The organism is Streptomyces sp. NPDC088194, from assembly GCF_040702025.1.
Taxonomy (GTDB): Bacteria; Actinomycetota; Actinomycetes; order Streptomycetales; family Streptomycetaceae; genus Actinacidiphila.
In genome coordinates this window covers 37,837-64,036 of the sequence record NZ_JBFBIV010000026.1, presented here as the reverse complement: position 1 = coordinate 64,036, position 26,200 = coordinate 37,837, and the positions used below count along the sequence as shown (strand labels likewise).

Here is a 26,200-nt window from a genome sequence, read left to right as displayed (position 1 = left end):
TCAGCGTTCGGTGTGGCGGTAGCCGAAGGGGCCGGGCAGGTCGGCGGAGGTGGTGCGGCGGCCGGTGGTGGACCAGGTGCGGTGCGCGCCCTTGCGGCCCAGCGTCAGGGAGAGCGACTTGCGGTTCACGTTGAGCCGCACTCCGGGGAAGATGTGGAAGGACTTGCGGAACGTCACGGGCATGATGGCCTCCTCGGTCTCCCGTGGCCGTCTGCCCGCGCCCGCCGCGTTCACCCCTGGCAGCCGCCGGTCCGGGCGGAGTTGACCGGCCGCGCCGCTTCCGGGCGCGGCCGGCCGACCTCGGCCGGGGCGAACCGGTCAGACCGCCGACCGCCAATCGACAGCAGCCGACCGGTCAGTGGAAGCCGGCCACCGCGTGCGGCGCGTACGGCTCCTCCAGCCGGGCCACCTCCTCGTCGGTCAGCTCGACCTCCAGCGACGCCACCGCGTCGTCCAGGTGGTGCGCCTTGGTGACACCGACGATGGGGGCGGTGACCACCGGGTTGCGGTGCATCCAGGCGAGCGCGACCTGCGCGGCGGGGATGCCGCGCGCCGCGGCGACCTCGGCGACCCGCTCCACCACGACGCGGTCGGCGGAGTGGTAGAGGGTGCGGCCGAACTCGTCGGTCTCGGCGCGGGCGGTGGTCTCGTCCCACGGGCGGGTCAGCCGGCCGCGGGCCAGCGGGCTCCACGGGATGACGCCGACGCCCTGGTCCGCGCAGAGCGGCAGCATCTCGCGCTCCTCCTCGCGGTAGAGCAGGTTGTAGTGGTTCTGCATCGAGCAGAACCGGGTCCAGCCGTGCAGGTCCGCGGTGTACTGCGCCTTCGAGAACTGCCAGGCGTGCATCGAGGAGGCGCCGATGTAGCGGGCCTTGCCGGCCTTCACCACGTCGTGCAGCGCCTCCATGGTCTCCTCGATCGGCGTGTCGTAGTCCCAGCGGTGGATCTGGTAGAGGTCCACGTAGTCCGTGCCGAGCCGGCGCAGGCTGTGGTCGATCTCGGTCATGATCGCCTTGCGGGAGAGCCCGCCGCCGTTGGGTCCCGGCCGGGTCCGGCCGTGCACCTTGGTGGCGATCACCACCTCGTCGCGGTCGGTGAGGTCGCGCAGCGCACGGCCGGTGATCTCCTCGCTGCTGCCGGCGGAGTAGACGTTCGCGGTGTCGAAGAAGTTCACCCCGGCGTCGAGGGCCCGCTTGATGAGGTCCCGGCTCGGGTCCTCCCCGAGGGTCCACTCGTGGTTGCCGCGGTCCGGCTCGCCGAAGCTCATGCAGCCCAGGCTGATCGCCGACACTTCAAGACCGGTCGCGCCCAGTCGCGTAAAGCGCATGAGGCCGCCTCCTCGGTGTATCCGTACGTGCTGTCCGTACGTGTGTGTGCCATCGGTTTCGTGGATACCGCTGCCCATGCAACCAGACGGAGGTCCGGGTCGCGGAACCGCCTGGTCCGGCATGCGGAATCCCGTCTTGCGGAATGTCGGCGTCCGGAATAGCGGGCACCCGGTACGCGGTTGTTCGGCAGGCGTGACCGGGCGGACCCGGTCGCACGGATCATCCCAGCGGTGCGCACCGGGCCAGGCCGGGCAACCGCGGAAGGAGCATGTCATCGTGAGCACCCAGACCCAGCCCGCCAAGGCGTCCGGGACCTTCTCCCTCTCCGGGGAGCTGCCGGTCACCCGCCTGGGGTTCGGTTCGATGCAGTTGACCGGACCCGGGGTGTGGGGTGACCCGAAGGACCCCGACGAGGCGGTGCGCGTGCTGCGGCGGGCCGTCGAGTCCGGCGTCGACTTCATCGACACAGCCGACTCGTACGGGCCGGTGGTGGCCGAGCCGCTGATCCGCAAGGCGCTGCACCCGTATCCGGCGGACCTGGTGATCGCCACGAAGGCCGGGCTGACCCGTTCCGGGCCGAACGACTGGCGGCCGGTCGGGCGGCCGGAATACCTGCGGCAGCAGGCCGAGATGAGCCTGCGGCACCTGGGCCTGGACCGTATACCCCTCTTCCAGTTGCACCGGATCGACCCGAAGGTGCCGCTGGAGGAGCAGGTGGGCGAGCTGAAGCTGCTCCAGGAGGAGGGCAAGATCGCGCACATCGGGCTCTCCGAGGTCGATGTGGACCAGCTGGAGGCGGCCCGGGCGGTCGCCGAGATCGCGTCGGTGCAGAACCTGTACAACCTGGCCAACCGCTCCGCGGAGAAGCTGCTCGACCACGCCGAGGCGCAGGGCATCGCCTTCATCCCGTGGTTCCCGCTGGCCACCGGCGAGCTGGCCAAGCCCGGCGGGCCGCTCGCCGAACTGGCCGAGCGGCACGGCGCGAGCCCCTCCCAGCTCGCCCTCGCCTGGCTGCTGCGCCGCTCCCCCGTGATGCTGCCGATCCCGGGCACGTCCTCGGTGGCGCACCTGGACGACAACATCGCGGCGGCCGGACTGGAGCTGACCGACGCGGAGTTCGCGGAGCTGACCGACGCGGTCGGCTGAGCGGCGCGAGCTGAGCGGCGCGACGGCGCGAGCCGACCGACCCGGTCGGCTGGGACGCGCGACGGGCCGAGCTGACCGACCCGGTCGGCTGGGACCGGAGCCGCGCGACCGGTGCGACGGCGCGAGCCGCACTGTCGGGTGCGCCGCGTGATGTGCTGACCCGCGACCGGCGTAGGCCGGGGACCAGGAGCTTCCGGTCCCCGGCCTTCGCGGTGGGTGACGAGGCGGGCTGGCGCTCACCTCAGCGGGGCCGGTCGGCGCCGCCGCCGTGGGCTCCCCCGATTCGCTGGTCCACGGTGGCGTGGTGGCGCGGTGGTGCGGTGGTGCGTACGAGCTCAATCGCGCGGCGTGACCGGGGAGCGCATGCCGAGCCACTGCTCGGCGTCCCAGGCCCGGAACCGCTCCACCTCGGTGAACCCCAGCTTCGCCGCGAGGCGCAGCGACCCGGCGTTGGCGGTCTGGGTGGCGAGCACCACCGGCTCGCCCGGAAGGACGCCGTCGAACCAGTCGAGTGCCGCCGCGCACGCCTCGGCGGCGTACCCGAACCCCCACGCGCGCGGCAGGAACAGATAGCCGAGATCGGCCTTCCCCGCGGCAGCCGGGCGATGCTGCTCCGATGCTCTCCTGAGCAGGATCTGCCCGATCATCGCCCCGTCGCGCTCGACGACGAAACTCCCCCGCCACCGCTCGGGCACCTCGGGCATCTCCCGCTCCAGCTCGTCACGCGGCCGGGGGCCTCCCAGGTAGGTGTGCACCTCGGGCGAGGCGAGCAGCTCGATGAAGGCCGTACGGTCCCGGGCCTCGGGCGCACGGAGCACGAGCCGCTCGGTCCTGATCGGAGCGGGTGGCCAGGGGACTGGTCCGAGTTCGGTCATACCCGCGAGCCAATCAGCGCCCTCGGCGGTGATCAAGACGCACGGACCGATCAGGCCACCAGCCCGCCCCCGAACCCGCGCCCGCCCCCGTTCCCGAACCCGATCCCGAACTCGACCCGCAAGCGGCCGGACCCGCGCGGCCCGGTCGGGCCCGTGGCTTCGGCCTCGACCTCAGCAGTAGTTGAGGCTGCCGCTCTCCCAGGTGACGTTGTCGCCCGACATCCAGCCCTTGGTCTCCGTGCCCTGGACCCGGCCGTAGACCCACACGTTGCCGTAGTAGTTGTACACGTAGCACCACATGTAGAAGCCGCTGCCGTTGGTGGCCGTGCCGGTGTTGGAACAGGCCGCCGCGGGCTCGGACTTGAGGTGGTACGTGCCGAGCATGTGCCCGTAGCCGCTGGAGTTGTTGGTGTAGCCGTAGGAGTCGCACGGCGACGCGGCGGAGGCGCTCGTGGTGCCGACCACGGCCCCGAGACCGGTCAGCAGCGCGGTCGCCGCCAGCAGGGTCACGGCGTTCTTCCTGATCCGCATGGGAATCTCCGTTTCCGAAGGGAAGTTCCGATCGAGGGACGCCATGCTCACAGCCGGCCGGTGGCGGGGTATTGGAAAAAACCGCAATCCCCGCGAGATGACCGGTTCACCGCAGGAGGGTGCTGGTGACCTTTCCCGGCATGCGGTCCACCGGGCGCCCGGCGCCGCCGCGGTGCAGGAGGAACGTCCCGGGGGTGACGCCGGTCATCACCTTGAAGTCGCGGTGCAGGTGCGCCTGGTCGTAGAAACCGCAGGCCGCCGCCGTCCGGGCCGGGGCGGTGCCGGCGGTCAGCATGCGCAGCGCGCGCTGCATCCGGAGCACCCGGGCGACCGTCTTGGGCGACATGCCGATCTGCTCGCGGAACCGGAGTTCGAGATGGCGCGCGCTCCAGCCGGCCGCGGTCGCCAACGGGCCGACCGGAACCGCTCCTTCCGACCTGACCAGCCGGTTCCAGGTCCACACCACCTGCGGGGCGGCGGCTCGGCCGCGTGCGCACCTGCGCAGCAGCATCCTGTCCAGCAGGGCGAAACGATCCGCCCAACTCACGGCCTGGGCGAGGCGGCCCTCCCACTCGTCGCCCTCCGGCCCGAGCAGGTCGGCCAGTGGCACCATCCGACCTCGCAACTCGTGCATGTCGACCCGCAGGACCGTGTACGCCATCCACGGCGCGAGATGGACTTCGACGCCTTCGAGACGGCCGTCGTGCTCCCCCATCGTCGCGTCACTGCGCGGCCCGTTGACGAGCGAACGGTACGGCTCGGGGCGGGGCCCGCTCCCGCTCCCTGACGTCTCCTCGGTGGCCACCGGTCCGATACGGATGCGGTCACCGAAGTTGATCACCATCGTGATCATCCCGCTGGGAAACTCGATCCGCCGCTGCGGGCGGTCCAGGGCGAGATGGAACCCCCGGTAGTCCGACACTCCCTCCCCCAGGCGAGGGCTCGGCGCTCCCCGCACCAGCCGCCACATGCCGCTCTCCGTCATCCCCCATGATCCGCGCACTTCTCCCCCTCCATGCCCGATGCACGCGATACCCCCGAACCGGCGGCACGAGCCCGGCTCCAGGGCGCCCGGCACGCACGCTACGACGCCGACCGCTCCCCGCACCCCCGGAAACAAGCCAGTCCCAAGCCCCCCCGCCGACCCCCTTTCCGCCGCCGGTTCGCCGCCGGCTCACCACCGGCTCACCACCGGCTCACCACCGGCTCACCACCGGCCGCGAGGGCACGGTGGGGGGAAGGAAAGGCGCTCGGGAAGGTGTCGAACCGTGAGTTGGTGGGCTCGGTGCGCTCGGTGGGCTCGGTGATCCGATGGCGATCGCGGTGAAGGCGAGCAGGCGTTCTGCCCGGTGTCGTCTCGTCGGTGCGGCAGCCGGACCGCCAGGACATCCGCGAGGAACGCGGTTTCCGGGGTTCCCGGGGTTCCCGGCGGAGGGCGGGGGCCACCCGCGACTGGTCAAGGAGCGGGCACTTGACGTGTGCGGCGGCCCCTTCGAGATCATCACCCGCGGCGCTGTCCGCGCGGCCGAGCCGTCCGGCCGGTGTCCAGCCGGTGTCCGGCCGGGCGGTCATCGGCCCGTAGCCGGGTGGGGCACCCGGCCGCCATCCTGGGGGGCAAGTCGGCGGCCGGGCGCGGACCGGCGCCGCGGGGGGGTTGCGCCGCCGGTCGTGGGTCCGCCGGGTCGGCTGACGCACCACCGATCGGACCCTCCCTTGCGAGTCCCCTGCAAGGGCTGACCTCCGCCTGCCCCGCCTTCCGGCCCTCATGCGCACCTTCCGGAAAACTTCTCGCCGGTCTCCCGGACCGGGCCGCGCCGCACCTCACCACACCTCACCGCGTCCCCCGTCCCACCCGCCGCCCGCCTCGCCGGGCACCCCCATCCACCCACCTCCGTACAGGCACCCACCCCCGCACAGGGGTTGACGCCGTCGCGCGGCGATGCGAAGAATGGCCCACGCCTGACAACGTTGTCGAGTCGCGCGACGGCGTCCCGCACCGAGGATGGAGCCACCCGTGCAGCACCACACATCCCCCATGAGCCGGCGCAGGTTCACCCAACTGGCAGGAATCACCGCCGCGTTGGCGGCCGTACCGACGGCGGTGGCGGCGGCGCCCGCGTCGGCCTCGTCGGCCGCGGCCGGGGACGCGAAACCGGCGACCGGCGGGATCAAGCCGTCGAGTACCCCGCCGGACGCGATCGCGGCGACGTACCACCAGGTGCTGCTGCGCCACACGCGGTGGACCGAGACGCAGTGGGACGACAAGGCCGGCCACTACACGGTCACCGACTTCGGGTTCGCCGTGGTGCTGGGCCACGCGCTGCTGCTGACCCGCGGCGGCTACGACGCCGCCGTCACCGGCATCGACGAGGACACCCTGCGCTCGCGCACCCTCGCCACCATCTCGCACTTCGCCGGCTCCAACCGCCTGACCGGCGGCAGCGAATGGGGCAAGACGCTCTTCTTCGACACCACCTTCCAGCTGTACTTCGTGCTCGCCGCGCGCCTGCTGTGGGACCAGCTGGACGCGGTGACGCAAGGGCACGTCGACACGATCGTGCGCGAACAGGCCGCGTACACCACGTCGTTGGGCACCGGCAATGACCCGCTGTCCGGGTCCTGGACGCCCGACGGGCTGCTCGGCAACCACGTCGGCGACACCAAGCTGGAGGAGATGGGCGTCTACGCGCAGTCCCTGGCGCCCGCGCTGGCGTGGGCTTCGGACGACGCGAGCTACCCCGACTGGGCGTCGTGGTACGGCAAGTGGAGCCGCAACGAGACCGGCCTGCCGGCCGCCGACCTCGCCAACCCGACCGTCGTGGACGGCGTCCCGATCAGCGCCAACACCGCGCAGAACCTGTACGACACCTTCATCGTCGAGAACCACGGCTCGTTCGGCCCGCACTACCAGTGCGAGTTGTGGCGCACCTCCGGCCGCAACACCGCCCACTTCCTGACCGCCGGCCGCCCCATGCCCGAGGTCCTCGCCGCCCAGCCGAACGCCGACCGGCTGTGGGCCTCCCTGCTCACGGTGATGAGCGACGCCGGCGAGCCGCTGATGCCAATGGTCAACGACCGCGAGCACCTGTACGGGCGGGACGTCATCCCCGTCGCGTTCCTCGCCCAGGTGCTGGGCGACCGGGCCGCCGCGCGCGCCGAGACCGCGCTCGCCGAGCGGCTGACGGCGTATCAGGCGTACGCCCCGGCCGACCGGATCACCAAGTTCTCCGGGGAACCGAAGTACGAGCCCGAGGCGCGCGCCGAAGTCGCGATCAGCTATCTGCTGCACGAGTGGCGGGCCGCGCAGCGCGAGACGGTCACCGCGCTCACCGCGGAGGAACTCTTCCGACTGGCCTCCGGCGTCACCGACTTCGGCACCGGGCCGGGGCTGGTCGCCCACCAGACGCCGAACGCGTGGGCCGCATCCGTCACCAAGCCGGGCTTCGTGAAGTTCTGCTGGCAACCCGCCCACGACGACTGGCTGTTCTCGCTCAGCGGCAGCACGCCGATGTTCCTGCCGAGCACGGCGGGCAAGGTCACCGGCCGCAACGTCGCCACGTACACCGAACTGCGGGACGGCCTCGACGCGTCCGCGGTGCTGCTCGCCCTGGACAGCGGGTACGCGGGCTTCACCACGCTGCCCGGCGGCGAGGTCGTCTACGCCACCGCGGGTACCGGCGCGGGCGAGGGCCACGTCGAGGTCTTCAACCTGACCATGCCCGGCGTCGCGGGCCTGGACGGCAGCCGCACGTACACCACCGCCGACGGTTCGGTCACCGTGCCGGCGGTCGACAGCGGCAAGTCCGGGCACCCGACGTCCGGGCCGCGTACCGACAACCTGACGTTCACCGCGGGCAGTTACCGCTACCTGCGGATGCAGGGGCGGCGCGGCAACCCCCAATACGGCTACTCCGTCTACGCGTTCGAGGTCCGCGACGGTGCCTCCGGTCCCGACCTGGCGCGGGGCGGCACGGCCACCGCGTCCTCCTCGGACAGCGGCAAGGGCGCTGCGCTGGCGGTGGACGGCGACCCGGCGACCCGCTGGGCAGTGTCGGTCGCGGACCGCGCGCGCGGCGACAGCTGGCTGGAGGTGGACCTCGGCGCGGCGGCCACGGTGGACCGCGCCACGCTGAGCTGGGAGGCCGCGGCCGGGCAGGCGTACACCGTGCAGGGCTCGACGGACGGCTCGACCTGGACGGACCTGGTCGCCTACCCGCCCGCCGACCTCACCGGCCGGGGCGGCTGGATCAGCGTCGACGGCCGGGCCGGGTTCGTGGTCCGCGGCGCGGCCAACCCGCTGTCCGTGTACGGCGACACGCTGATCCTCTCGGACGGGCCGGCCGAGCCGCTGCTGGTCGAGGGCGTGCCGGACGGCAGCCCGGCGGCGGTACGGGCCGCGGCCGCGCGCCCGGCCCCGAGCACCGACCACGACGCGGTGCGCGCCTCCACGGCCGGCGGCCACCTGAGCCTGTTCAACCTCTCCGGCTCGGTGGTGACCGCGCAGGTGGCGCTGGCGCAGGACACCCGCGCGGTCACCTTGTACGCGGGCAGCCAGACGGTGACCGCGCACGGCACCTCCTTCCGGGCCGAACTCGGCGCTGCGGGTGCGGAGTTGGCGCCCGCGAGGGCCGTGTTGCGGGCCGCCTCCGGGCGGCTTCCCGCGGGGCTGACCGCCGAGGTGCGCGACGCCGCGACCGTGGTCCTGCGCGGCCCGTCCTGCCGGGTGGAGCTCGCCGCTCCCGGTGGCCGTACGGTCCGCGTCACGCTCCGCTCGGGGCGCGCCCGCACCGTCGCTCTGCCGGGGGCCGCACCGTATCCGCTGGACGACCTCGCGCTCGGCCGCGTCACCTTCCCGACGTCGCCGCTGCCGCCGGGCATGTCCTCCCCGGCCGCCGCGGTGGACGGCGACCCGCACACCTCGTGGACGCCGGGGGCGGGCGGGCGCATGGTCGTCGACCTCGGCGCGGTCGTCCCGCTCGGCACGGTCACGGCTCGCTGGACCGGTGGGCGCGTGCCCGCGGCGCGGGTCGAGACCAGCGGGGACGGGCTGACCTACCAGCAGGCCGGTACGCTGCCCGCCCGCGCGACCTCGTCCCTGCGGCTGAAGGGCTCCGCGCGCTACGTCGCGCTCGCGGTGCCGGACGGTGCTCCGCACGGTTCCCCGAACGGCGCCGCCCGCCTGGTGTCCCTTTCGGTGACCGGAGCGAAGTAGGTCGCCTGCGTTTGGCGGCGGGGACGAGGCGTGCCGTGCTCACGGCGCCTGGTCCCCGCTGCCGCCTGCCCCGGGCGCGGCGTGCTCGTCCAGCGTGGTGCGGAGGAAAGTCAGGGAGTCCGCCGGCGTGAGGGCGGTGTCGCGGAGCAGGTCGTAGGCGAGGCGCAGCGGTTCGACGTCTTCGGGTTCCTCGAACACCGGCGAGGTACTGGCCGGCGTGCTACGGCCTGGCAACGCAGGCGCCAACACCGCAACCGACCACATCACCGTCCTCGACCGAGCCTTGGCCCAGATCCCCGACGCGCACCGCCACGGCACCCCCATCCTGGTCCGCGCCGACAGCGCCGGCGGCGCCAAAAACTTCCTCGCCCACCTGCGTTCCCTTCGGCAGCGGGGCATCCACACGTCCTTCTCCGTCGGATACGCCATCACCGAGCCGGTCCGCCGGGCGATCCGGACCCTGCCCGACCAGTTCTGGCACCTGGCGCTGGAGCAGGACGGAACACTGCGGGCCGGCGCCGAGGCCGCAGAACTGACCGGCATGGTCGACCTGACCGGACTCCCGACGGCACGCGGGTCATCGTCCGGCGTGAACGCCCGTACCCCGAAGCGTAGTTGTCGGTGTTCGACCTGGACGAGGGCATGCGCCACCAGGCGTTCCTCACCGACACCCCGTCGGCGAAGGGTCCCTGCAGCATCTGGAGGTCCGCCACCGCGGCCACGCCCGCGTCGAAGACCGCATCCGCTGCGGGAAACCACTGGCTTCGGCCGGTTTCCCTCCCGCCACTTCGCGATCAACACCGCGTGGCTGGAGCTGGCCCTGACCGCTATCGATCTGTTCGCCTGGGCCCAGACTCTCCTGCTGGACGCCGAGTTGGCCACCGCAGAGCCGAAGAAGCTCCGCTACCGCCTGCGGCACGCAGCCGCCCGCCTTACTCGCGGCGGGCGACGCCTCCACCTGCGGATCTCCGCCACCTGGCCCTGGCGCAACCAGCTGATCACGGCATTCACCCGCCTCGCGGCCCTGCCCAGGCCAGCCACCTGACCTGAAGATCAGCCGCTGTCCGCCCACGACCCGAGGAACCAGGAGCACCCGACCCGAGCGTCGGGCCCCAGCCACACCACCCGCCGACAAGCAACGACAGCTCCCGCCCGAGCCGATCAGCCCAGCGCAACCAACCCCAACCGAAAAGCGGAGGCTAGTGCCGCATCAGGCAACGTTCGCCCCGTAGTTGGTGCTTTTCCCCTCACGTTCGTCGCTCAGGTGGGGAGATCTTCCGGACGCTGCTTGATGCCGGCCGTTTCCCGAGAGGAGGCAGGCTCTGCGTGGGAACATAAGGGCGATTTCATGTTCCGGCGGAGGAGTGCGTATGTCTGCAACGGTCGAACTCGCGGCCATCACGGTTGACTGCCCAGACCCTGCCCCGATTGCTGCTTTCTACCAGGCTGCCGCCGGTGGCGAGACCGTTCGATCAGAGGCCGACTCGGCCTGGGTCAGGATCGCCGGGACACTGTGGATCTTCCGTCGGGTCGAGAACTACCAGCCCCCGACCTGGCCTTCGGCGGATGTGCCGCTCCAGATCCACATGGAGTTCTACGTCGACGACCTCAGCGTGGCGGAGCATGAACTGATCGGGTTCGGAGCCACTACGGCTGAGTACCAGTCGAATCGCGCAAGTGGGCTCCTGGTGATGCTCGACCCGGCTGGGCACCCATTCTGTATCTGCAAGCGTTCGCCGGAGCCCACGAGCTGAGGTGGCTGACTTCAAGCGACGTCCGCCCGGGCGACGACGTGTCGCAGGCGCTCGTCGTTGGCGTGACGGTTTCGCCAGATGATGTAGCGGCGGATCATGCTGCCCTGCTCTTTGTGGCTGGCGTGGTCGGTGCCGTCGAGGGTGAAGTAGCGCAGGGCGGTGAACTGGGCTTCGATGCGGTTCAGCCACGAGCTGTTGGTCGGGGTGTAGGCGATCTCGACGTTGTTGGCCTCGGCCCAGTCTGCAACCCGGCGGCACCGCTTGGTGGCCAGGTGCGGGGAGTAGTTGTCGCAGACGATTGCGAGGCGGACCGTGGCCGGGTAGAGGGTGCGCAGGTAGCGGCAGAACTCCAGGAACTTCGACCGGTTCTTGGTCTTCTTGATGTGCCCGTAGAGCTTGTCCTTGGTCAGGTCGTAGGCGGCGAACAGGTGGCGGACGCCGTGCGGGCGGGTGTAGGTCGCCCGCCGCCGGGGGCGGGGTTCCCGCTCGGGGTTTTTGTGCTTGCCGCCGCGTTCAGCCCACTGGCGTCCGGGGTGGGGCTGGAGGTTGAGCGGGCCGAACTCGTCCATGCAGGAGACCACCCCAGGCTCTCCGTCCTCGGGTATGACCTCGCCGTCGGCAATCGCCTACAGGTGCTCGACTCGCGCTTTTTGGCCGCGTAGTCCGGATCGCGAGAGGTCTTCCAGGTCTTCACGCGTTGAAAGGAGACGCCTTCCTCGCGGAGCGAGGATGCGCAGGCCCTCATGGCTGATGTCGTCGACCACCCCCTCGGCGACCAGGAAGTCCGCCAGCTTGACCAAGCTCCAGGTCGAGAACGGCAGGCCATGCTCGGCCGGCTTGGACTTGGCGATCTTCTTGATCTCCCGGCGCTCGGGCAGAGTGAACGTCTTCGGCCGCCCACCTTCGTACTTCGGGTAGAGCGAGTCGAAGCCGTCGGTGTTGAAGTTGTGGATCACGTCCCGGACCCGGTCCGCGCTCGTGAACGTGACCTCGGCGATCTTCGCCACGGCCATGCCCTGCGCAGACAGCAGCACCATCTGGGCCCGGCGCCAGGTCACCACCGACCCGGTGCCACGGCGAATGATCCGCAGCAACCGTCCGCCCTCATCGTCATCAATCTCACGGACACGTACTCGTTCAGCCACCCGCACAGCCTGACGGCCGAACACCGCCCAGGACGGGACCCGAGCGGCGCGTCAGGTCACAGGAAGGCGAACGTTGCCTGATGCGGCACTAGAAGAGGGGCGTCCCTTTGACAGGGTGATCCTTCGGGGGACGTGCCGGAGTCAACCTGCGTGCCGGCCACAGATAGAACGCGCTTGTGAGTGTCCCCGCTGTGACGACGAGGAGTAGAAGCCGATAGTCGACAAGGGACACCAGCGCGGCCCCGGCCGCGATCGAGATCATCTGCGGCCCGCCGATGAGTGACTCGACGGCCGTGGAGACGCGGCCGATGAGGGGCCTGGGCGTGTGGAGTTGGATCGCGGTGGTGTACCCGACGATCACCGTGGCCAGCCCTAGGCCGCTGACGACGATGCCCACGAAGATGACGGGCAGCCATGGCAGGGCGAACAGGGCATTCCCGAGTCCGACCGCTGCCATGCCGATCGCGATGGCCGTGAACTCGCCGGCTCTCCCGATGAGCCGGCCAGCGAGCAGCCCTCCGGCGATAGCACCGACGCCTTGGGCAGATGCGAGCACGCCAACGAACGCCGGCGTTCGGTGCAGACCCCTGTCGACGACTGCGAATATTGCCGTCTCGTTGATGCCTATAACCAGATAGCTAGTCGCCATGGCGATCGACATGCGGCGTAGGGCTGCTTCTGCCCTGAGATGAACCAGGCCGGCGGTCAGCTCGCTCTGCCAGTGCAGTCTTGAGCGTGCAGGCGGCTCCTCTCGCAACCGGATACGGGCGACCGCGGTTGCGGCGACCAGGAACGTGACAGCGTCGATCGCGGCGATGGCCATGGGGCCCACGGTCGCGAAGAGCGCGGCGCCAGCGAGCGGACCGACCAGCCGCGTCCCTTCCTTAACCGTCTGGAGCATGCCGTTCGCATCGGCGATCAGCTCCTCGGAGAGCATCTCCTTGATCAGCCCGTTGAGCGACGCCGCGATCGTCACTGAGGAGAAGCCGTAGAGCGCGGCGACTACGTAGATGATCCAGACCTCTGCGGCATCTCGCACGGCGAACAGTGGGAGGAGGATCAACGCCGAGCCCAGGTTGGCGACCATCAGAAAGGGGCGATGTCGGAAACGATCGACCAGCCAACCGCTTAGCGGCGCCAGGGTGTATGGCACCGCCATGAAAAGTGTGACCAGCCCGGCCGAGCCGTTCGATCCGGTGAGGCTTTTGACCCAGATCGCGAAGACCAGTACGAGCAGGGCGTCGCCGAGCATGCTCGCGGACAAGCCGGCGAAGAGCAGCCGGAACCCCGGTATCTTCAGTGCGGCACGCATGAGTCGTCCCCGCAGGGGGCCGCAGGGACCGCCCAGGCGAAGATCCGGATCTGACGGGACCCGGCGGGCCGGTTCGCAGGGTCCCGGCGTTCGCGGCGGCGAATGATGATCTTGCTGAGCGCCTCGTTGAGCTCCTTAAGCTCGTCGATCGTGAGCCAGTCGATGTTTTGTACCCAGTTCGCGGCGTCCTGCCAGCCGGGCGGGTCGGTGCGCCACCATGTCAGCCAGTCACGCAGTCCTGCGAACTCTTGCTCGAAGAACTGGGTGCTGAGTGCGTCACTGGCGGCCGCCACCTCCCCTGCCTCGTCGCTGTCGCCCCACGACAATGGATGCGGCACCGGTCGCCATGGACGATTTCGGCCTTTGCCCCCGCCGGCCTCCTCGACGAAGCCGTACTTGGCCAACTGGCGCAGATGCCAGGAGCAGTTCGCCTGACTTTCTCCGACCATCTCGGCGAGTTCCGTGGCCGTCGCTGTGCCGCGTTCATACAGGGCCTGGCACAGACGCATGCGGACAGGGTGGGCGAGTGCTTGCAGTTCCCGCGGGTCGCGAAGCTTACGTTCTGATCCGTCCATGTGGGTGACTGTAGGCATCGAAAGACTCTTTGGAAAGAGGCTTTTGACGGTCCTGGTAGTCCAGTGATACTTCGTGATCTGACGGACAGTCAGATTGCGAGGTTCGGTGCGTTGTGGCAGAACGGATTTCGTTCGAGGTGTGCGGCGCGGGTGGTCACCCGGACGGAGATACGGGTGCGGCCGTGGGCATGAAAGAACGGGCCCCTTGGTAGTGACGCGGTTACGACACCAGCACGACCAAGGAAGCCCGTTGCCCGATCAGTTGCGCAGTATCGCTGTGCCTGCGTCCCCCACGGTCACCCCTGGGTGTGACTGCTACGTCCACAGGTTCGGTTCGATCGCTCCAGGACGGCGCGTGCGGTGCTATCCGAGTGACATAACGGATGCGGAGTGGATGGCCCTGCCCGTCGACTTCCCGTACTGGCAGGCGGTCTACGACTTCTTCCGCCGCTGGCGGACCTGCGGCTACGTGTGTGAACTGCACGAACGCCTGCGCCGCACGGCGAGGGAACGCTCAGGCCGCAACACCGAGCCCAGCGCGGGAGCCATCGACAGCCAGCCGGTGGACGCCTCCGAGACCGTCGGTGAGGACAGCCGCGGATACGACGGCGGCAAGTCACGTGACGGGCGCAAGCGTCACGTCCTGACCGCCACCGAGGGTCTGCTCTTGGAGGTCATCGTGACCACGGCTGATGTGCACGACTCCAGGGCCGCCCCCGCGCTGCTGGAGACGTTCATGGGGGCAGCCGGGCCGGCTGCTGAAACTGGTGTGGGTCGACAGGTCCTATCAGGGCCCGACGCTCGCAGCGGCGTTCGCCCGTCACGGAGTGCGTGTCGAGGTCGTGCGCCGCTCCGACGGGCAACGCGGATTTGTCGTACTGGCCCGCAGGCGGGTGGTGGAGCGCACGCTGAGCTGGCTCTCCCGCTCACGCCGCCTCAACCGCGACCACGAACGACGCCCCGACCAACACGCCCAGATGGTGTGGTGGGCCGCCGTGATCAGGCTGTCTCGTCGCCTGGCCGGAGACGCTCCGCGCTGGCCGGAGAAACGCCCCGGCCGGCGGCCCCGGGCGCGGGCGCGGGCGTGAACCGTCCGTCCTTCGCCCGCACCAGCCAGCCCCGCCTCTCCAGCACGTAGGCACGATGCCGGATCTTCTCCACCTCGTTCTTCGTGTCCGCATCCCGGCCCACCGCCCGCGTCAACTCCACCCCGTTCACCGGCCCCGAAGCAGCCACCACTGCGGCGAACACCTCCCGATACAGGCCGCTGAGCACCTCCTCGCCCGTGCCCGGCCGCCACACCGGCGGCCGCTCGCCATGCCCCGCGCCCAAGCCGCTCGATCCCACAGCGGTCACCACCCCACCACCCGAAGGCACGGAAACCGGCGTATCAACCGCGTTCTCCTCAGCCAGCACCGACGCGAGCTCCTCGCGCCCCACCCGAGCCCGCTCGACTCGCTCCCGCGCGGCATCGACCTTCGCCTGAGCCTGATCCAGATCCTCCGTCCAAGACTCCAGATCCTGCCTCCCCCGCGCCTCACGCCGTTCCATCAACCCCAGCACCGACGGCATCGCACCCCCCCCCTCGATCAACAACAAGCCGCCCGCTGCCTCCCCCCACCCCTCCGCGATCATGCCCCGCACACGAAGAAGCCCCTACTCATCGAACACGGACTCCCTTTGCCACAACGCACTCAGTTCCGTGGCATCTCTTCAGCAGCGCCTGATAGCAGCGACGACGAGGTCAGCGAGTGCATCCGCGTAGAGGTGGGCATCGACCTCGGGATGCTCATGGAGGTAGGTGACCATCGTGTCGATGGCGCCCTGGTAGGTGACCGACATGACCCGAGTGTCGAAGTCGCGGAGGCTGCCCTCTTCCTGACCGCGACGGAACAGGGCTTCCTGGCCTTGGTAGGTCTCCTCGTAGTCGGTGAGGCCGAGCCGTAGGGTCCCGTCGGCCTCACGCAGGTTGGTGCTGATCTGTCGCATCGTGGTCAGCTCGGCTTGGTGCGTTGCGCCCAAGCGGGCCACCCGGCGAATCGCGGCACGGATGACCTCGGGAACCGGGTCGGTCAGGACCAGAGAGTCGGCAATGGTCTGCCTGAGGGTCGCCAGAGTGGTCCTGGCAACCGTTTCCATGAGGCGATCCTTGTCTGTGAAGTAGTGCGAGATCAAGCCTTTGGAAACGTCCGCCCGCTCAGCGATCCGGGCCAGGGAGGCACCCTCGTAGCCGAGTTCGGCAACCACCGCGATGGTGGCCTTGATGATCTGTGTCCGACGTACCTCCTCGCTGAGGCGCTGACGAGTGCGCGGATGGGGGTGAGGCTCTCGGTGGGGAGTTTTCACACCATCATTCCTAGCGGGGAGTTTGCGAGAGGCACCAATCAGCGGCGTGCCGAACGACGGAGCAGGGTGAGCAGTATCGACATCCACAGGGCGATCGCCACCATCTCGACCCGCATCCACCCTGGGAAGGCACCCGGCAGGGCGGCTTCCACCAGGTTCGCGACGAGCATCGCCGCGGCGATGATGCCGAGTGCCCGGACTGCCGTGGTGCTGCCCAATCGGGCGGACCGGAGTCGCACCAGAAGGAGGACTGCGAAGAACGTGACGATCAGGGCGTGCCCCCACGCCTCATTGGTCGCCTTCTCCGGGGCCGTGGACGCCATGACCGCCAGCGCCACGACCGTTCCGACCATGGCGGCGGCGTAGACCCCGACCAGCACGCTGACTGCACCGAGTTGATGAGGTGCGCGAGTCGCATCGCTATTGACCATGTGGCCAATATTATTGACCGCCCGGTCAATGTCAACACTGGACTGGTCTTGATGTGTGATCGCCTCCGCCGGCGAACCTGCCCACTCCCGCTGGGTCACGGCTTGCTCCACGCGGCTGACGATGTCCGTCTTGGACGCCTCGTCCAAGGAACCGACCGACCGTCAGGTGGAGCGGGAGACCAATACCTGGTGGCTGGGGGCGAACGCGGAGGACAGGAAGTCCTTGTCCGTCGCCGAGGTGGCGGCTGCTTTCGAGTCGACTGCGGCGGCGCTGCGAGGACGGGTTCGCCGCATGGGGGTTTCAGGGCCGGCGACGTTCTACGTGTGGCACGACAAGATGGCCGGACAGCTGCGGTGTTCGACCGGATCGGTGCTTCCGGATGAGTTGCCGTTCGGCGGCGCCTATGTTCCCTCCGAGGATCTCGGACCGGTCATCGAGGAATTCCTGTCCGACGGCAGCCCGGGGGTTGTCTCGCTGTCAGACCTGGACACGGCGCGGGGATCTTCGGCGCGGACCGGGACGGGCCCCGAGGCCGGGCCCTTGCGTGTCTGGGTCAGCAGCATCGGAGCAACCTCAGGACGAGTGCGGCGCGGGCGATCCGGGTGATGGCCGCAGGGTCGAGGCTGACCCGGAGCAGGGCCTTGAAGGTGACCTTCAGCAGTGCGTTGGCACGTTCGGCGAGGGCGTGGACGCCGCGCATCACGGCGTCGAACGCCTTGTCGGGCTCGGCAAGTTCGCGGCGCTTGGGCTACTTGACCGGGTGGCGGAAGCCATCTGCGGCGTTCTCGTAGCCGAGGTCGGTCAGGGTGGGGATGCCGAGGGCGTCGGCGACCCGGTTCAGGGCGTCGACCAGGCCGTGCGCGCGGGCGCAGGTGGTGTCGTGCTCGCGGCCCGGGCGGACCGGTGAGACCCACAGCGGCCAGCCGTCCGGGGCGGAGATGACCTGCGGGTTCCCTCCGTGGTGCCTGTCACGCATATCTGATGCCAGGTCACCAACCAGCCATCCGACAGGCCCTCTCGCACCGTGATTGTCACGTTGCCGAGAAGACCCCGAATTGCGTGTGCTTTTCAGCCGTCTTCGGCGGCGACCGCGGGCTCCTCGGCCTGGCGCTCGGCCGCACGGGGGTTTCGGCGACGCGTCATGGTGGTGGAGGCGTCAGCATCATGGATGGCGAGAGCGACCGCGACGGCGAGTGTGGCTGCTGCGGCCGCGGCGAGGAACGCGTCGTGGTAGGCGGTCAGGTGGACGTCGACATGGCCGGCCTCCTCCTGGGTCGGGCCCACGGCGGCGAGTACGGCGCTGAGCAGCGCGACGCCGATGGCGCCTCCCAGTTGCTTGCCGGCGTTGAAAATCGAGGACGCCTGCCCCGTCCGCGCCTTGGTGATGGTGTCCATCGACGCCGCCTGGCTGGGGATGAACACGAAAGCCACGCCACCCCTGCGGGCACTGCTCGTCCTCCCCCTGGACGAACCGATCCCCATGCGGCAGCTCGCAAAGCGACTCGGATGCGACAACTCCTACGTGACTTCGCTGGTCGACGCCCTCGAACAACGCGGTCTCGCCGTGCGCCAGCAGCACCCGACCGATCGCCGGATCAAGGTCATCGTGCTGACCGGCAAAGGACGAGAACTGACCAAGCGGGCGCAGCTTCCCTTCGGTGTCAGCCAGCCGCGAGTCTTGCCCGCCCGAACGATCGTCACGCAACGCAACCGTCAGGTTGCCGAGAACACCTCAGTGGGCAGTCCACCCGGGCGCCGACTCCGCTCTGGGCGCGCTGAGTCGGCGCGAGATGCCCCTGCGGATACCACGCGAGGGAACCGCACGAGCCAGGGACGGCGTCACACCAACAGGACCGACCCGAACCGTTCTCCCCGCCTCGCGGTCCAGCCGCCCCCACCCTCGCACCACGCCGTCAGTGCTGCTGATGCCACCATTCCCCCGAAGGACTCCGCTGTGCCCAGCTTCGAGCCGTACGCGGAGGCGCTGCTCGGCTTCCTGCTGTCGCGGATCGACGAGGACGGGTTCGCGTCGCTCCTCGACCACGAGCCGAAGCGCATGCCCGCCTGGTACGTGGAGCGGGGCGGAGGGCGGTTCGAGTCGAGGATGGTGATGTTCACGGGCTGCGTCACGTGCTCACGGATCGAGCCGGGCTCGGAGTTCTCCAGTTACGTCGAGATCGATGTGGAGCAGTGGCCCTGCCTGCGTGTCCGGCGCCTGGCGCTGGCGTTCCGCGATGACCCGGACTATCGCGAGGAGTGGCGGCCGGAACTGGCCATGCACGTGTCCGGGCGACGGTTCTGCCAGGAGGACGGCGACCAGTGGCCGCCCCTCTGGCCGCCCAGCGTGTGAGGGCCCAGCGCGCCGAGAACTTCCCGGTGGCGTAGGGCGAGTTGGTCCTACCCGAGGGAGGAGACGGTGTGCGGCAAGGAACCGAAGCGACGCCGGCACACGTCTCTCGCACCATGACTTCGGACCACCAACAGGTGAACGCACCCTCCGCCGGGCTTGCCTCGCCCTCCGCCGCGCCTGTGGATAGGCCGGAAGTGAACCCCTACGACGTCTTCGCCGAGGGGTACACGGCCGCGAACGAAGCCGGCCTCATCAATGCCTACTACCAGCGGCCCGCGATGCTGGCCCTCACCGGAGATGTGTCCGGGCGCCGGATTCTCGACGCGGGCTGCGGTTCCGGCCCTCTGATCGCCGAACTGCGCGACCGCGGCGCCGTCGTGAGCGGTTTCGACGCGAGCACCCGGATGCTGGAGCTGGCCCGGCAGCGTCTCGGCGACGACGCGGACCTTCAGTTGGCCGACCTGGGCAGCCCCCTTCCCTACGCCGACGACACGTTCGACGACGTCACAGCGGCCCTGGTGCTGCACTATCTGAAGGACTGGGGTCCGGCGCTGGCCGAGCTGCGGCGCGTACTCAAGCCCGGCGGCCGGCTGATCACGGCCGTGGAGCACCCTTTCGCCGTCAACCTGATGCACCGCGAGGCCGGCCGCCAGGACGAGTACGGGTACTTCGACACCACCAACTGGGTCGAGGAGTGGACCTTCGGCGACCAGAGCGCCCCGGTGAGCCGCTGGCACCGGCCGCTGCACGCGATGACCGACGCGTTCACGGCGGCCGGCTTCCGGATCACGGTCATCAGCGAGCCGGCGCCCGATCCGGCCGCCCGCGACCTGTTCCCCGACGAAGTCGCCGCCCGCTCCCGCTTCCTGTGCTTCCTGTTCTTCGTCCTGCACGCCGACTGAGACGCTGTCCCGGTATCCGGCGGCGGAACGGTCGGTACGCGACCCGCGCCTCCTCGCGCTGCCGCAACCGCGGGGCAGCACGCCCGCGTCGTCCTCGGCGGCTCGACGTGTGCCGCGACCCTGCACCTCGCCCGGCGCGCTCCCGCGCCGGTGCGGGCCTGCGCCGCGGCACTGCTGGTGGCCCTCACGACGGCGCCGCGGGGCTGGTGGTTCTTCGCGCTCCGGGGAAAGGCCGTGGGTTCGAGATTTCCCCAGGCGGTTCGTGACCGAACTCGCGGGTGCTGTGTCCGGAGCGGTACCGGGGTGGACTTGGGTTCATCCGGGCCGTCGAACCCAGGGCTGGTGGCTCAATTCGGGTAACCGGCGTCGCCCTGCGCGAAAGGTGTAGCCCTGGCCGCGCCGCACGGTCACTCCCTGGTTGAGAGCCGTGCGCTCGCGCCATGAACACCCTCCGCACCGCCACACCGGCCTGACCCCGGGCTGGGCTGATGGGCGGCCCCTCAGCCGAGCGCTGGAGAATCCCAAGGGCCCGGAGCCACTACCGATGGCTCCGGGCCCTGCCTCGTGCGTGCCTTGTGGTCAGATGCCGAGCGCGGTCAGCTGCTGCGCGCGTTCCGCTCAGCGCCGCCCGCCGGGGCCTTCGGCGTTGCTGGGTCCGGTGGTCAGCCGGCTGTCAGGAAAGAGACCGTACGAACCCTTTCATGCGGTTGGGTGGGGAACAGCTCGCCGCCGGGCGGAACTCGCCGCCAGGTTCCCTTGCAGTCCAGGTCGGGGTAGAGGATCGCGACCGCATTCGTGTTGTTGTAGCCGTTGACGACGCCCCAGGGGGACCCAGGGTCAAGGGTGTAGCAGGTCGCGTCCTCGGGGTTGGTCAGCTCCTTGACCACCGTTTGGGAATCATTCACAAAGATGCGATAGGTCAGTGTTCCTGATGCCGCACTGGCCGAGGACGGCACGGCAACCAGGAGAGTGAGCGCGCCGAGGCCGGCGGCCACGGCAGGCGAAGACGCCTCACGAGTCCTTTCGAGGGGCGGTGTTCTCAGCCCGAGCACTGCCCACAACCAGGCCCGATCAGGCACACGCTCACTCCGCCGGGTGAGGCGGTAACGATTCCTCGCGGCCGACCGGCGGATTACACAGCTGAGCTGTTGAGCGCCAGGGACACCCGAACGAAGTGGGGGGACCGGCTGCTGTGACCGCAGGGCCTTCCATCAAAAGGCCGTGGGTTCAAGTTTTCTGGAGGGGCCACGTAGCCGAACTCACGGATCGTGCCTCTTGAACGGCACCGAGCAGGCCTGGGTTTCTCCGAGCCTGCCGAACTGAGGGGCACTGGCGGAACCCGCTGATCAGCGGGTAGCTGGCCGATCGTCAGGGTGTTCGTTTCCCATCCTCATACGGAATTGCCCGGGAGGTAGAGCGCAGCGAGGCGCGGCAGTCGGCGGTGCATCTGTTCGTCGTCGTCGAAGTCGAAGTCCTCGCCCATGTCCTGCTCGGCCTGCTCATGAGGTTGGGCCTTCCGGTACTGGTCCCATGCCTCGTAGAAGTCGTGCCTGTCGCCGGTCAGTTGCCCGAACGCATCGGCGGCAGCGTAGTTCACTTCTTCGTCGAAGAGGACGTGGTCCTTGCCCGCCTCTGCTGCTGCGGCGATGAGTGGGTGCTCAGCCAGGCTGTCGGGATTGGCGGCTACGCGCTCATACCAGGCCTGGCCTTCGGCAATGACGCCGGCGCGGAAGTCGGTGAAGCTGTCGTCGGAGCAGCCGCCGCCGATCAGATATGCCGCTGCCCAGACGTCCCAGCGATACAGGGCGCCACGGAACGCGTCGAAGTGCTCCTGGTACTCAAGGATCTCGCGCTTCGAACGTGCTGTCAGTGTTTCGACCAGTGCCCGGTCGAAGGAGCCTTCCGCCGTGGTGCGCGAGCGAGCGGCCTGTATGAGCTTCCAGAAGTCTTCCGTTTCCATGACCGGTCACTCTGCCATCCAGGTCCGACAGACGCCCGTGGGCCCCGCTGCCGGGGAAAGTGCCCTGTCCATTGCAGAAGCAGGACTGGGACTGGGTCTCGCTCAGCTCAAGAGGCCCCTGCGGTTCAGCGAGTTCATGAGTTCGGTGCGCGCCTCAAGGAAGGCGTCACGAGCCCCAGACAGGTCGGCCAACGTCTGCTGGTACCGCTCGGGGTCAGAGCGCTTCCACTCCGGGGGGACCTCTACGTAGGCCGGGGGGCTGGAGCCGTTGTCCGGGTCGTGCATGCCGTCGAGTTCGTCGATCAGTCGGCGGAGGCTGTCCATGAACGTAGCGTGCGCGTTCGCCAGCTCAGGATCGAGGAATTTGATGTCGTTGTCGGTGATGAGGGCATCCCAGGCCGTGTCGATCGCTCGCGTGACGTCCGCCCTGACCCTGCGCATCGTTGGCCGGCCTTGGAGCATGCGGAGCCAGGGCGCGTCAAAGGGCACCGCAGCGAGGATCCGCTGCGTCTTGGACCGGTCCGCGGTGTTCCCGTGGAGTGCGACGGACTCCTCGGTCGCCCGATGCACGCCGCTGTCGTCAGCAGTTGGGGCTCCGATGGCCATCCACCCTGCGGACAACCGGCGGTGAGCCTCCTGGCGGCTCCAGAAAACAGTCTGGTCTCCCCGTCGCACGGGGACAGCGAGACCTGTGACTGACTGCGAGTCCGTCCCGATAGGCGCCGGAATCACGAACGGGCGCGCGCTGGCGGGCTGAGCTGGGACGTCAATGCTCAACACTCCCTTGCCATCACCGCACTCGACCCATCTCAGCTCCAGGCCCTCGATGTGCGGGTAGACCCGCTCGTCGATCAGCTTGCGGTACGTCTCAGTGTCGACCAGCGTCCGTGGCACTGCGTTGACTTTTTGAGACGGTCTCCACCCCGTTGGCCTTGGTCACCTTGAAGCCGATGATGAGCAGCCCACCGGTCGCGGTGTTGGCAAAGCCGGCGACGTCCTTGACGAGCTCTTCCTTGTGGTGGGGCCCCTTGTCGACCATGTAGGGCGCAGACTTCACGTCCATCCATCCGCACTCGTCGAGGCCTATCAGTGCCGCAAGGTCTCCCGCGCTGAGCGCCGCACGTACGTCTTCGATGTTCACGGGGCCCAGCATGGACCAGGGCGGCGCTGTGAGCGGCGTGAACACTGCGCTCAGCGCCCCTCCAGCGCGTATTCGGGGGGCGCCCATCCGAGGTTCAAGACCGGGGCGGGTTTATGGCGCATCTGGTCATGCCTTTTACCCAGGCTCTGGTCTCGGTGCAGGTCCCGCTGTGCGGAGGCTGTGTTCGACGATGCCGGGTTGGTCGGTGGTGCCGGTGTAGCGCAAGGCAGCTCCGACGGTCAGGCCGAACAGGTCGCAGATGCGGCGGGGGTCGCCGCCGGTGGCCTCGGCTTCGTGGAGGAGGAGGTCTTCCCGCAGTCGACTGGTGGGCATGCCGAATACGTCGTTGATCCAGACGTGGCTGACCGGCTCGACGCCGCAGCCGGTGGTCTGGGAGACGAACAGGTGGGGGTTGGCGGTGCGTGGCCAGCGGTGGTTTCGGTAGTCCAGGTAGGCCGCCACGCGGGTACGCACGGGGTCGGCGAGCAGGACTGTCCGGTTCGGCAGGAACAGGCGTCCGTCGCGCAGGTCGGTGGTCTTCAGGCGTCGCAGCTGCACGGAGGTGAGCGCGTGGAAGACGACCAGGGCAGCCAGGGCGGCCCGGGGCACCTCTTGGTCGTGGAGGATGTCGCGGAGGGTGTCGACTTCGACGGGCAGCGCCGCAGGTCAGAAGATGACGGACCGAGGAGAAAGAACTCACGGGAGTCCCGACACACCCTCGACGGCTGCCCCCGGCTACCACGGCTACCCCGGCGACTCCGCGCTCTGCCCGGCCGACGACATCCCCCGTGGTGGCCCGCCTGGACACCGGCCTGGGCGTCCCGGGACGTGATGCGGGCCGTACCCGGCACCGGCAGTACCGCACCCGGACGGGCGCGGGAGGCGCCCGTCCGGGAGGCGTCAGAGCCGGCGGAAATAGACGGTGAGCGGAACCGGTGTGCACCCGAGCGCCTCGTAGAGCGCGCGGGCCGGTGCGTGGAACCCGTCTCCCCCGGTGCCGATCTCGACGACCTCGGCGCCGAGGGCCCGCATCTGCGCAAAGGCGTGTTCGCACAGGGCGGTGCCCACGCGGTGCCGCCGGTGCCGGGCCGAGACGGCGAGGATCGTGACGTCGCCCTTCTTGCGGGTCGGGTCGACGCTCCACGCCACGTAGCCCGCGAGGGCGTCCTCGTCTTCGGCGAGGGCGACGTACCGGTGCCGTTCGGGCGCGTGGAGTTCGGCCACCTGTTCGCGGTAGTCCTCACGCCAGTTCCCGTGTTGGACGGCGAAGACGGCCTCGCCCCACCAGCGGGCGGAAGGAGTCCTCGTAGAACGGCCGGAACGTCGCGATGGTCAGTTCGGTGAGTGGTGCCAGGTCGTGCGGGGTGAACGCACGGATGCGCATGGGAGTGTGCCTTTCGGACTGAGGGCGTGCTGAGACGCGGTGAGGCCTGGTGACCGAGCGAGCAACGGCATCGGCCCGCTCCCGGCCACGACATCGGCGTCGGGCCGGTCCCTCAGCGGCGCGTACGCCACGTGGCAAAACACTCCATGGCCCGCATCATAGCGGCGGGGCGTACGCCGATACGGCGAACTCCCGCCGGCCGGGCGGCGATCGGCGTGGGTCGAGACGGCGGGACCTGGGCGCCCGCTAGGCTGCGGCCGCACGCGCCGCACCGCTTCGGAGGAGCCGTGGACATCGCATCCGCCCAGCAGCTCGCCTGGGAGAACAAGCTCGCCAAGGGCTTCAACATCGACGATGTGGCCCTGGAGTTCGGGCTGCTCACCGCCGAGGTGGGCGAGGCGTTCACCGCGTGGCGCAAGGGGCATGCCGACTTCGGGGAGGAGTTGGCCGACGTCTTCCTCTATCTGACCGCCCTGGCGCAGATGAACGGGCTGGACCTCGACGCCGAGGTCGCCCGGAAGATCGAGAAGAACAAGCGGCGCACGTATGAGCGCAACGCGCACGGAGCGCTGGTCAGGACGAGCGACGGCTGAACGCCGTCCGCACCGCACGCCGAGGGGGGTTCGCCCGAGCCCGGTCGGGCCGGGCCGGTCCGGTCCGGTCCGGGCCGGCGGCGTAACGGGCCTATACGTCGAACGGGCCGATCGGGCCGAGCGCCAGGCGGACCGTGATCCGCTTGCCGACCGGTTCGCGGCGGACCTCGAAGCCGTCGCAGAGCGCGAAGACGATCTCCAGGCCGTGCTGGCCGATCCGGCCGGGCTCGGCGGCGCGGGCGAGCGGCAGCGTGGCGTCGGTGTCCCAGGTGGTGATCTCCAGCACCGGGCCGCGGATCTCCAGGTTGAGCACGCAGGGCCCGGGGGCGTACTTCACCGCGTTGGTGACCAGCTCGCTCACCACGAGCTGGGCGTCGGCGTGCGCCTGGGCCGGTACGGGCAGGCCGTGCCGGTCGCGGGCGCGGTCGAGGAAGGCCGCGGCCATGGCGCGGGCGACCGCGATCGAGCCGGTGTCGCCGTCGTACGCCGCGCCGACCCACAGGTCGGGCGTCGCCGCCGGGGCCCGGCCGTGCTCGGCCGTCGTGCTGTCGTTCATCCCCGCGCCCCTTGTCCGTTCCCCGTACGTTCGTCGTACGCGACGCGAGCCGTATACCCCGTCCCGCACAGGTCAATACATCCCGCGGCACTCTCCTTCCGCATACTCCCGGGGCACGCGCCGGCGCACTCGCCGTCGCGGCGGGGCGGGCCGTGTGCGGGGCCGATGCGGGGGCAAGCGACTCCTGAGAGTGCACATGACAGAACGTGGCGGAACGTGACATGCGGAGGTTGTCGTGGAGATCTCGGGGATCATCAGTGCCATCGTGATCGGCATCATCATCGGCGTGCTGGGGCGGCTGGTCGTGCCGGGCCGCCAGCACATCGGGGTGGTGTGGACGATCCTGATCGGCATCGTGGCCGCGTTCGTCGGCGCCGCGATCGCCAGTTGGGTGGGCGTGGCCCATACCCACGGCGTGGACTGGATCGAGTGGCTGATCCAGATCGGGCTGGCGGCCGTGGGCATCTCCGCCCTGGACCGGCGCGGCTACAGCCACCGGTAACGGCCGGTGCCGGCGCAGCACGCGCCGCCCCGCCCTCGCGCGGAGCGGCGTGTCGCCGTGTGCGGAGGCGGTACGGCCGTCCGGTACGGGTACGGGTACGGGTTCGGGCGACGGGCAGCGGTACGGGTCCGGGCGACGCCGGCGGGCGGCGGTACG

At 69.8% G+C, this 26,200-nt stretch carries 29 protein-coding genes and 5 pseudogenes; 12 read left to right on the top strand and 22 right to left on the bottom strand.

The annotated features are described in order from the left end of the window. Positions 1-183 (bottom strand): DUF4236 domain-containing protein, encoded by a 183-nt coding sequence (locus AB0399_RS16785; RefSeq protein ID WP_329361522.1) that lies wholly within the window; start codon positions 181-183, stop codon positions 1-3. Positions 184-355: 172 nt separating this feature from the next. Beyond that, positions 356-1,327 (bottom strand): aldo/keto reductase, encoded by a 972-nt coding sequence (locus tag AB0399_RS16780; protein WP_329361524.1) that lies wholly within the window; start codon positions 1,325-1,327, stop codon positions 356-358. A gap of 277 nt (positions 1,328-1,604) precedes the next feature. Between AB0399_RS16780 and AB0399_RS16775 the strand changes: the two genes are divergently transcribed. Further along, positions 1,605-2,474 (top strand): aldo/keto reductase, encoded by an 870-nt coding sequence (locus AB0399_RS16775; RefSeq protein ID WP_328473239.1) that lies wholly within the window; start codon positions 1,605-1,607, stop codon positions 2,472-2,474. Positions 2,475-2,809: 335 nt separating this feature from the next. Here AB0399_RS16775 and AB0399_RS16770 read toward each other — a convergent pair whose 3' ends face one another. The 3 genes from AB0399_RS16770 to AB0399_RS16760 all read right to left on the bottom strand — a co-directional run bounded on the left by AB0399_RS16770 (position 2,810) and on the right by AB0399_RS16760 (position 4,883). Beyond that, positions 2,810-3,349, bottom strand: a complete 540-nt coding sequence (locus AB0399_RS16770) for a GNAT family N-acetyltransferase (protein WP_329361528.1) — start codon at positions 3,347-3,349, stop codon at positions 2,810-2,812. 171 nt (positions 3,350-3,520) lie between these two features. Next, positions 3,521-3,880 carry a hypothetical protein gene (locus AB0399_RS16765; RefSeq protein ID WP_329361530.1) on the bottom strand — a complete coding sequence of 120 codons (360 nt, stop codon included), beginning with the start codon at positions 3,878-3,880 and terminating at the stop codon, positions 3,521-3,523. 106 nt (positions 3,881-3,986) lie between these two features. Next, a complete protein-coding gene (locus tag AB0399_RS16760; protein WP_366411805.1) occupies positions 3,987-4,883 on the bottom strand; it encodes a helix-turn-helix domain-containing protein in 897 nt (298 codons plus the stop codon). A gap of 1,032 nt (positions 4,884-5,915) precedes the next feature. Here AB0399_RS16760 and AB0399_RS16755 point away from each other — a divergent pair. Then, positions 5,916-9,092, top strand: coding sequence for a discoidin domain-containing protein (locus tag AB0399_RS16755; RefSeq protein ID WP_366411804.1), 3,177 nt, complete (start codon positions 5,916-5,918; stop codon positions 9,090-9,092). A gap of 39 nt (positions 9,093-9,131) precedes the next feature. Here the strand turns inward: AB0399_RS16755 and AB0399_RS16750 are convergent, their stop codons facing one another. After that, a complete protein-coding gene (locus AB0399_RS16750; RefSeq protein WP_366411803.1) occupies positions 9,132-9,290 on the bottom strand; it encodes a hypothetical protein in 159 nt (52 codons plus the stop codon). On the opposite strand from AB0399_RS16750, the pseudogene AB0399_RS16745 reads away from it, so the two are divergent. Then, positions 9,286-10,137 (top strand): annotated as a pseudogene (locus AB0399_RS16745) (transposase); the annotation flags it as partial. The gene AB0399_RS16750 and the pseudogene AB0399_RS16745 overlap by 5 nt on opposite strands. Positions 10,138-10,462: 325 nt before the next feature. Further along, entirely contained in the window at positions 10,463-10,846 is a 384-nt protein-coding gene (locus AB0399_RS16740) for a VOC family protein (RefSeq protein WP_366411802.1), read from the top strand. A gap of 11 nt (positions 10,847-10,857) precedes the next feature. Here AB0399_RS16740 and AB0399_RS16735 read toward each other — a convergent pair. The 3 genes and pseudogenes from AB0399_RS16735 to AB0399_RS16725 form a co-directional block, all read right to left on the bottom strand. Further along, positions 10,858-11,991 (bottom strand): annotated as a pseudogene (locus tag AB0399_RS16735) (IS630 family transposase). A gap of 88 nt (positions 11,992-12,079) precedes the next feature. After that, positions 12,080-13,303 (bottom strand): MFS transporter, encoded by a 1,224-nt coding sequence (locus tag AB0399_RS16730; protein WP_366411801.1) that lies wholly within the window; start codon positions 13,301-13,303, stop codon positions 12,080-12,082. After that, positions 13,288-13,878: a helix-turn-helix domain-containing protein gene (locus tag AB0399_RS16725; protein ID WP_366411800.1), complete on the bottom strand. Its 591-nt coding sequence runs from the start codon at positions 13,876-13,878 to the stop codon at positions 13,288-13,290. Before AB0399_RS16725 ends, AB0399_RS16730 begins: the two co-directional genes overlap by 16 nt. A 394-nt stretch (positions 13,879-14,272) precedes the next feature. On the opposite strand from AB0399_RS16725, the pseudogene AB0399_RS16720 reads away from it, so the two are divergent. After that, a pseudogene (locus tag AB0399_RS16720) lies at positions 14,273-14,551 on the top strand (transposase); the annotation flags it as partial. A gap of 19 nt (positions 14,552-14,570) precedes the next feature. After that, a complete protein-coding gene (locus tag AB0399_RS16715) occupies positions 14,571-14,966 on the top strand; it encodes a transposase (RefSeq protein ID WP_366411799.1) in 396 nt (131 codons plus the stop codon). Here AB0399_RS16715 and AB0399_RS16710 read toward each other — a convergent pair. The 3 genes from AB0399_RS16710 to AB0399_RS16700 all read right to left on the bottom strand — a co-directional run bounded on the left by AB0399_RS16710 (position 14,878) and on the right by AB0399_RS16700 (position 16,802). Beyond that, positions 14,878-15,450, bottom strand: a complete 573-nt coding sequence (locus AB0399_RS16710) for a hypothetical protein (protein ID WP_366411798.1) — start codon at positions 15,448-15,450, stop codon at positions 14,878-14,880. The genes AB0399_RS16715 and AB0399_RS16710 overlap by 89 nt on opposite strands. A gap of 141 nt (positions 15,451-15,591) precedes the next feature. Next, the gene (locus AB0399_RS16705; protein WP_366411797.1) at positions 15,592-16,224 is read right to left on the bottom strand and encodes a TetR/AcrR family transcriptional regulator; all 633 of its coding nucleotides are present in this window, start codon (positions 16,222-16,224) and stop codon (positions 15,592-15,594) included. 38 nt (positions 16,225-16,262) lie between these two features. Then, the gene (locus AB0399_RS16700; protein WP_366411796.1) at positions 16,263-16,802 is read right to left on the bottom strand and encodes a hypothetical protein; all 540 of its coding nucleotides are present in this window, start codon (positions 16,800-16,802) and stop codon (positions 16,263-16,265) included. Between AB0399_RS16700 and AB0399_RS16695 the strand changes: the two genes are divergently transcribed. Beyond that, a complete protein-coding gene (locus tag AB0399_RS16695; RefSeq protein ID WP_366411795.1) occupies positions 16,786-17,262 on the top strand; it encodes a hypothetical protein in 477 nt (158 codons plus the stop codon). The two genes, AB0399_RS16700 and AB0399_RS16695, sit on opposite strands and share 17 nt — an antisense overlap. Here the strand turns inward: AB0399_RS16695 and AB0399_RS16690 are convergent. Both AB0399_RS16690 and AB0399_RS16685 read right to left on the bottom strand, forming a co-directional pair. Then, positions 17,210-17,623: pseudogene (locus AB0399_RS16690) on the bottom strand (transposase family protein); the annotation flags it as partial. The gene AB0399_RS16695 and the pseudogene AB0399_RS16690 sit on opposite strands and share 53 nt — an antisense overlap. Positions 17,624-17,724: 101 nt before the next feature. Then, positions 17,725-18,087, bottom strand: a complete 363-nt coding sequence (locus AB0399_RS16685; protein ID WP_366411838.1) for a hypothetical protein — start codon at positions 18,085-18,087, stop codon at positions 17,725-17,727. Between AB0399_RS16685 and AB0399_RS16680 the strand changes: the two are divergent. From AB0399_RS16680 to AB0399_RS16670, 3 genes and pseudogenes are all read left to right on the top strand, one after another. Next, positions 17,975-18,241: pseudogene (locus AB0399_RS16680) on the top strand (MarR family transcriptional regulator); the annotation flags it as partial. The gene AB0399_RS16685 and the pseudogene AB0399_RS16680 overlap by 113 nt on opposite strands. Before the next feature lie 369 nt (positions 18,242-18,610). Next, positions 18,611-19,006 carry a hypothetical protein gene (locus tag AB0399_RS16675; RefSeq protein WP_366411835.1) on the top strand — a complete coding sequence of 132 codons (396 nt, stop codon included), beginning with the start codon at positions 18,611-18,613 and terminating at the stop codon, positions 19,004-19,006. A 113-nt stretch (positions 19,007-19,119) separates the two neighbouring features. Next, entirely contained in the window at positions 19,120-19,908 is a 789-nt protein-coding gene (locus AB0399_RS16670; RefSeq protein WP_366411794.1) for a class I SAM-dependent methyltransferase, read from the top strand. 662 nt (positions 19,909-20,570) lie between these two features. Here the strand turns inward: AB0399_RS16670 and AB0399_RS16665 are convergent. The 7 genes from AB0399_RS16665 to AB0399_RS16635 form a co-directional block, all read right to left on the bottom strand. Continuing rightward, positions 20,571-20,813 (bottom strand): hypothetical protein, encoded by a 243-nt coding sequence (locus tag AB0399_RS16665; RefSeq protein WP_366411793.1) that lies wholly within the window; start codon positions 20,811-20,813, stop codon positions 20,571-20,573. 485 nt (positions 20,814-21,298) lie between these two features. After that, positions 21,299-21,868 carry a DUF4240 domain-containing protein gene (locus AB0399_RS16660; protein WP_366411792.1) on the bottom strand — a complete coding sequence of 190 codons (570 nt, stop codon included), beginning with the start codon at positions 21,866-21,868 and terminating at the stop codon, positions 21,299-21,301. Between the two features lie 102 nt (positions 21,869-21,970). Beyond that, positions 21,971-22,762: a hypothetical protein gene (locus AB0399_RS16655; protein WP_366411791.1), complete on the bottom strand. Its 792-nt coding sequence runs from the start codon at positions 22,760-22,762 to the stop codon at positions 21,971-21,973. After that, positions 22,737-23,009, bottom strand: a complete 273-nt coding sequence (locus AB0399_RS16650; protein ID WP_366411790.1) for a hypothetical protein — start codon at positions 23,007-23,009, stop codon at positions 22,737-22,739. The genes AB0399_RS16655 and AB0399_RS16650 overlap by 26 nt, the downstream gene beginning before the upstream one ends. Before the next feature lie 135 nt (positions 23,010-23,144). Further along, entirely contained in the window at positions 23,145-23,618 is a 474-nt protein-coding gene (locus AB0399_RS16645) for a hypothetical protein (protein ID WP_366411789.1), read from the bottom strand. 291 nt (positions 23,619-23,909) lie between these two features. Beyond that, positions 23,910-24,233 carry a GNAT family N-acetyltransferase gene (locus tag AB0399_RS16640; protein ID WP_366411788.1) on the bottom strand — a complete coding sequence of 108 codons (324 nt, stop codon included), beginning with the start codon at positions 24,231-24,233 and terminating at the stop codon, positions 23,910-23,912. A 16-nt stretch (positions 24,234-24,249) separates the two neighbouring features. Continuing rightward, on the bottom strand, positions 24,250-24,393 hold the full coding sequence (locus tag AB0399_RS16635; RefSeq protein WP_366411787.1) for a hypothetical protein: 144 nt from the start codon (positions 24,391-24,393) through the stop codon (positions 24,250-24,252). Positions 24,394-24,680: 287 nt separating this feature from the next. On the opposite strand from AB0399_RS16635, the gene AB0399_RS16630 reads away from it, so the two are divergent. Then, positions 24,681-24,986 (top strand): MazG-like family protein, encoded by a 306-nt coding sequence (locus AB0399_RS16630; protein WP_329361551.1) that lies wholly within the window; start codon positions 24,681-24,683, stop codon positions 24,984-24,986. Between the two features lie 91 nt (positions 24,987-25,077). Here the strand turns inward: AB0399_RS16630 and AB0399_RS16625 are convergent, their stop codons facing one another. Next, the gene (locus tag AB0399_RS16625) at positions 25,078-25,431 is read right to left on the bottom strand and encodes an ATP-binding protein (RefSeq protein ID WP_329373606.1); all 354 of its coding nucleotides are present in this window, start codon (positions 25,429-25,431) and stop codon (positions 25,078-25,080) included. 346 nt (positions 25,432-25,777) lie between these two features. Here AB0399_RS16625 and AB0399_RS16620 point away from each other — a divergent pair, with 346 nt between their 5' ends. Next, the gene (locus tag AB0399_RS16620; RefSeq protein WP_328473210.1) at positions 25,778-26,044 is read left to right on the top strand and encodes a GlsB/YeaQ/YmgE family stress response membrane protein; all 267 of its coding nucleotides are present in this window, start codon (positions 25,778-25,780) and stop codon (positions 26,042-26,044) included. The last annotated feature ends 156 nt before the right edge of the window (positions 26,045-26,200 follow it).

Excerpts from the sequence above, each read along its gene's own strand:
- AB0399_RS16670 (WP_366411794.1), top strand. The coding sequence starts at position 19,120 with ATGACTTCGGACCACCAACAGGTGAACGCACCCTCCGCCGGGCTTGCC.
- AB0399_RS16715 (WP_366411799.1), top strand. The coding sequence starts at position 14,571 with ATGTGCACGACTCCAGGGCCGCCCCCGCGCTGCTGGAGACGTTCATGG.
- AB0399_RS16635 (WP_366411787.1), bottom strand. The coding sequence starts at position 24,393 with ATGCGCATCCGTGCGTTCACCCCGCACGACCTGGCACCACTCACCGAA.
- AB0399_RS16740 (WP_366411802.1), top strand. The coding sequence starts at position 10,463 with ATGTCTGCAACGGTCGAACTCGCGGCCATCACGGTTGACTGCCCAGAC.
- AB0399_RS16725 (WP_366411800.1), bottom strand. The coding sequence starts at position 13,878 with ATGGACGGATCAGAACGTAAGCTTCGCGACCCGCGGGAACTGCAAGCA.
- AB0399_RS16660 (WP_366411792.1), bottom strand. The coding sequence starts at position 21,868 with ATGGAAACGGAAGACTTCTGGAAGCTCATACAGGCCGCTCGCTCGCGC.
- AB0399_RS16710 (WP_366411798.1), bottom strand. The coding sequence starts at position 15,450 with ATGCCGTCGGTGCTGGGGTTGATGGAACGGCGTGAGGCGCGGGGGAGG.
- AB0399_RS16730 (WP_366411801.1), bottom strand. The coding sequence starts at position 13,303 with ATGCGTGCCGCACTGAAGATACCGGGGTTCCGGCTGCTCTTCGCCGGC.
- AB0399_RS16625 (WP_329373606.1), bottom strand. The coding sequence starts at position 25,431 with ATGGCCGCGGCCTTCCTCGACCGCGCCCGCGACCGGCACGGCCTGCCC.
- AB0399_RS16780 (WP_329361524.1), bottom strand. The coding sequence starts at position 1,327 with ATGCGCTTTACGCGACTGGGCGCGACCGGTCTTGAAGTGTCGGCGATC.
- AB0399_RS16765 (WP_329361530.1), bottom strand. The coding sequence starts at position 3,880 with ATGCGGATCAGGAAGAACGCCGTGACCCTGCTGGCGGCGACCGCGCTG.
- AB0399_RS16770 (WP_329361528.1), bottom strand. The coding sequence starts at position 3,349 with ATGACCGAACTCGGACCAGTCCCCTGGCCACCCGCTCCGATCAGGACC.
- AB0399_RS16785 (WP_329361522.1), bottom strand. The coding sequence starts at position 183 with ATGCCCGTGACGTTCCGCAAGTCCTTCCACATCTTCCCCGGAGTGCGG.
- AB0399_RS16755 (WP_366411804.1), top strand. The coding sequence starts at position 5,916 with ATGAGCCGGCGCAGGTTCACCCAACTGGCAGGAATCACCGCCGCGTTG.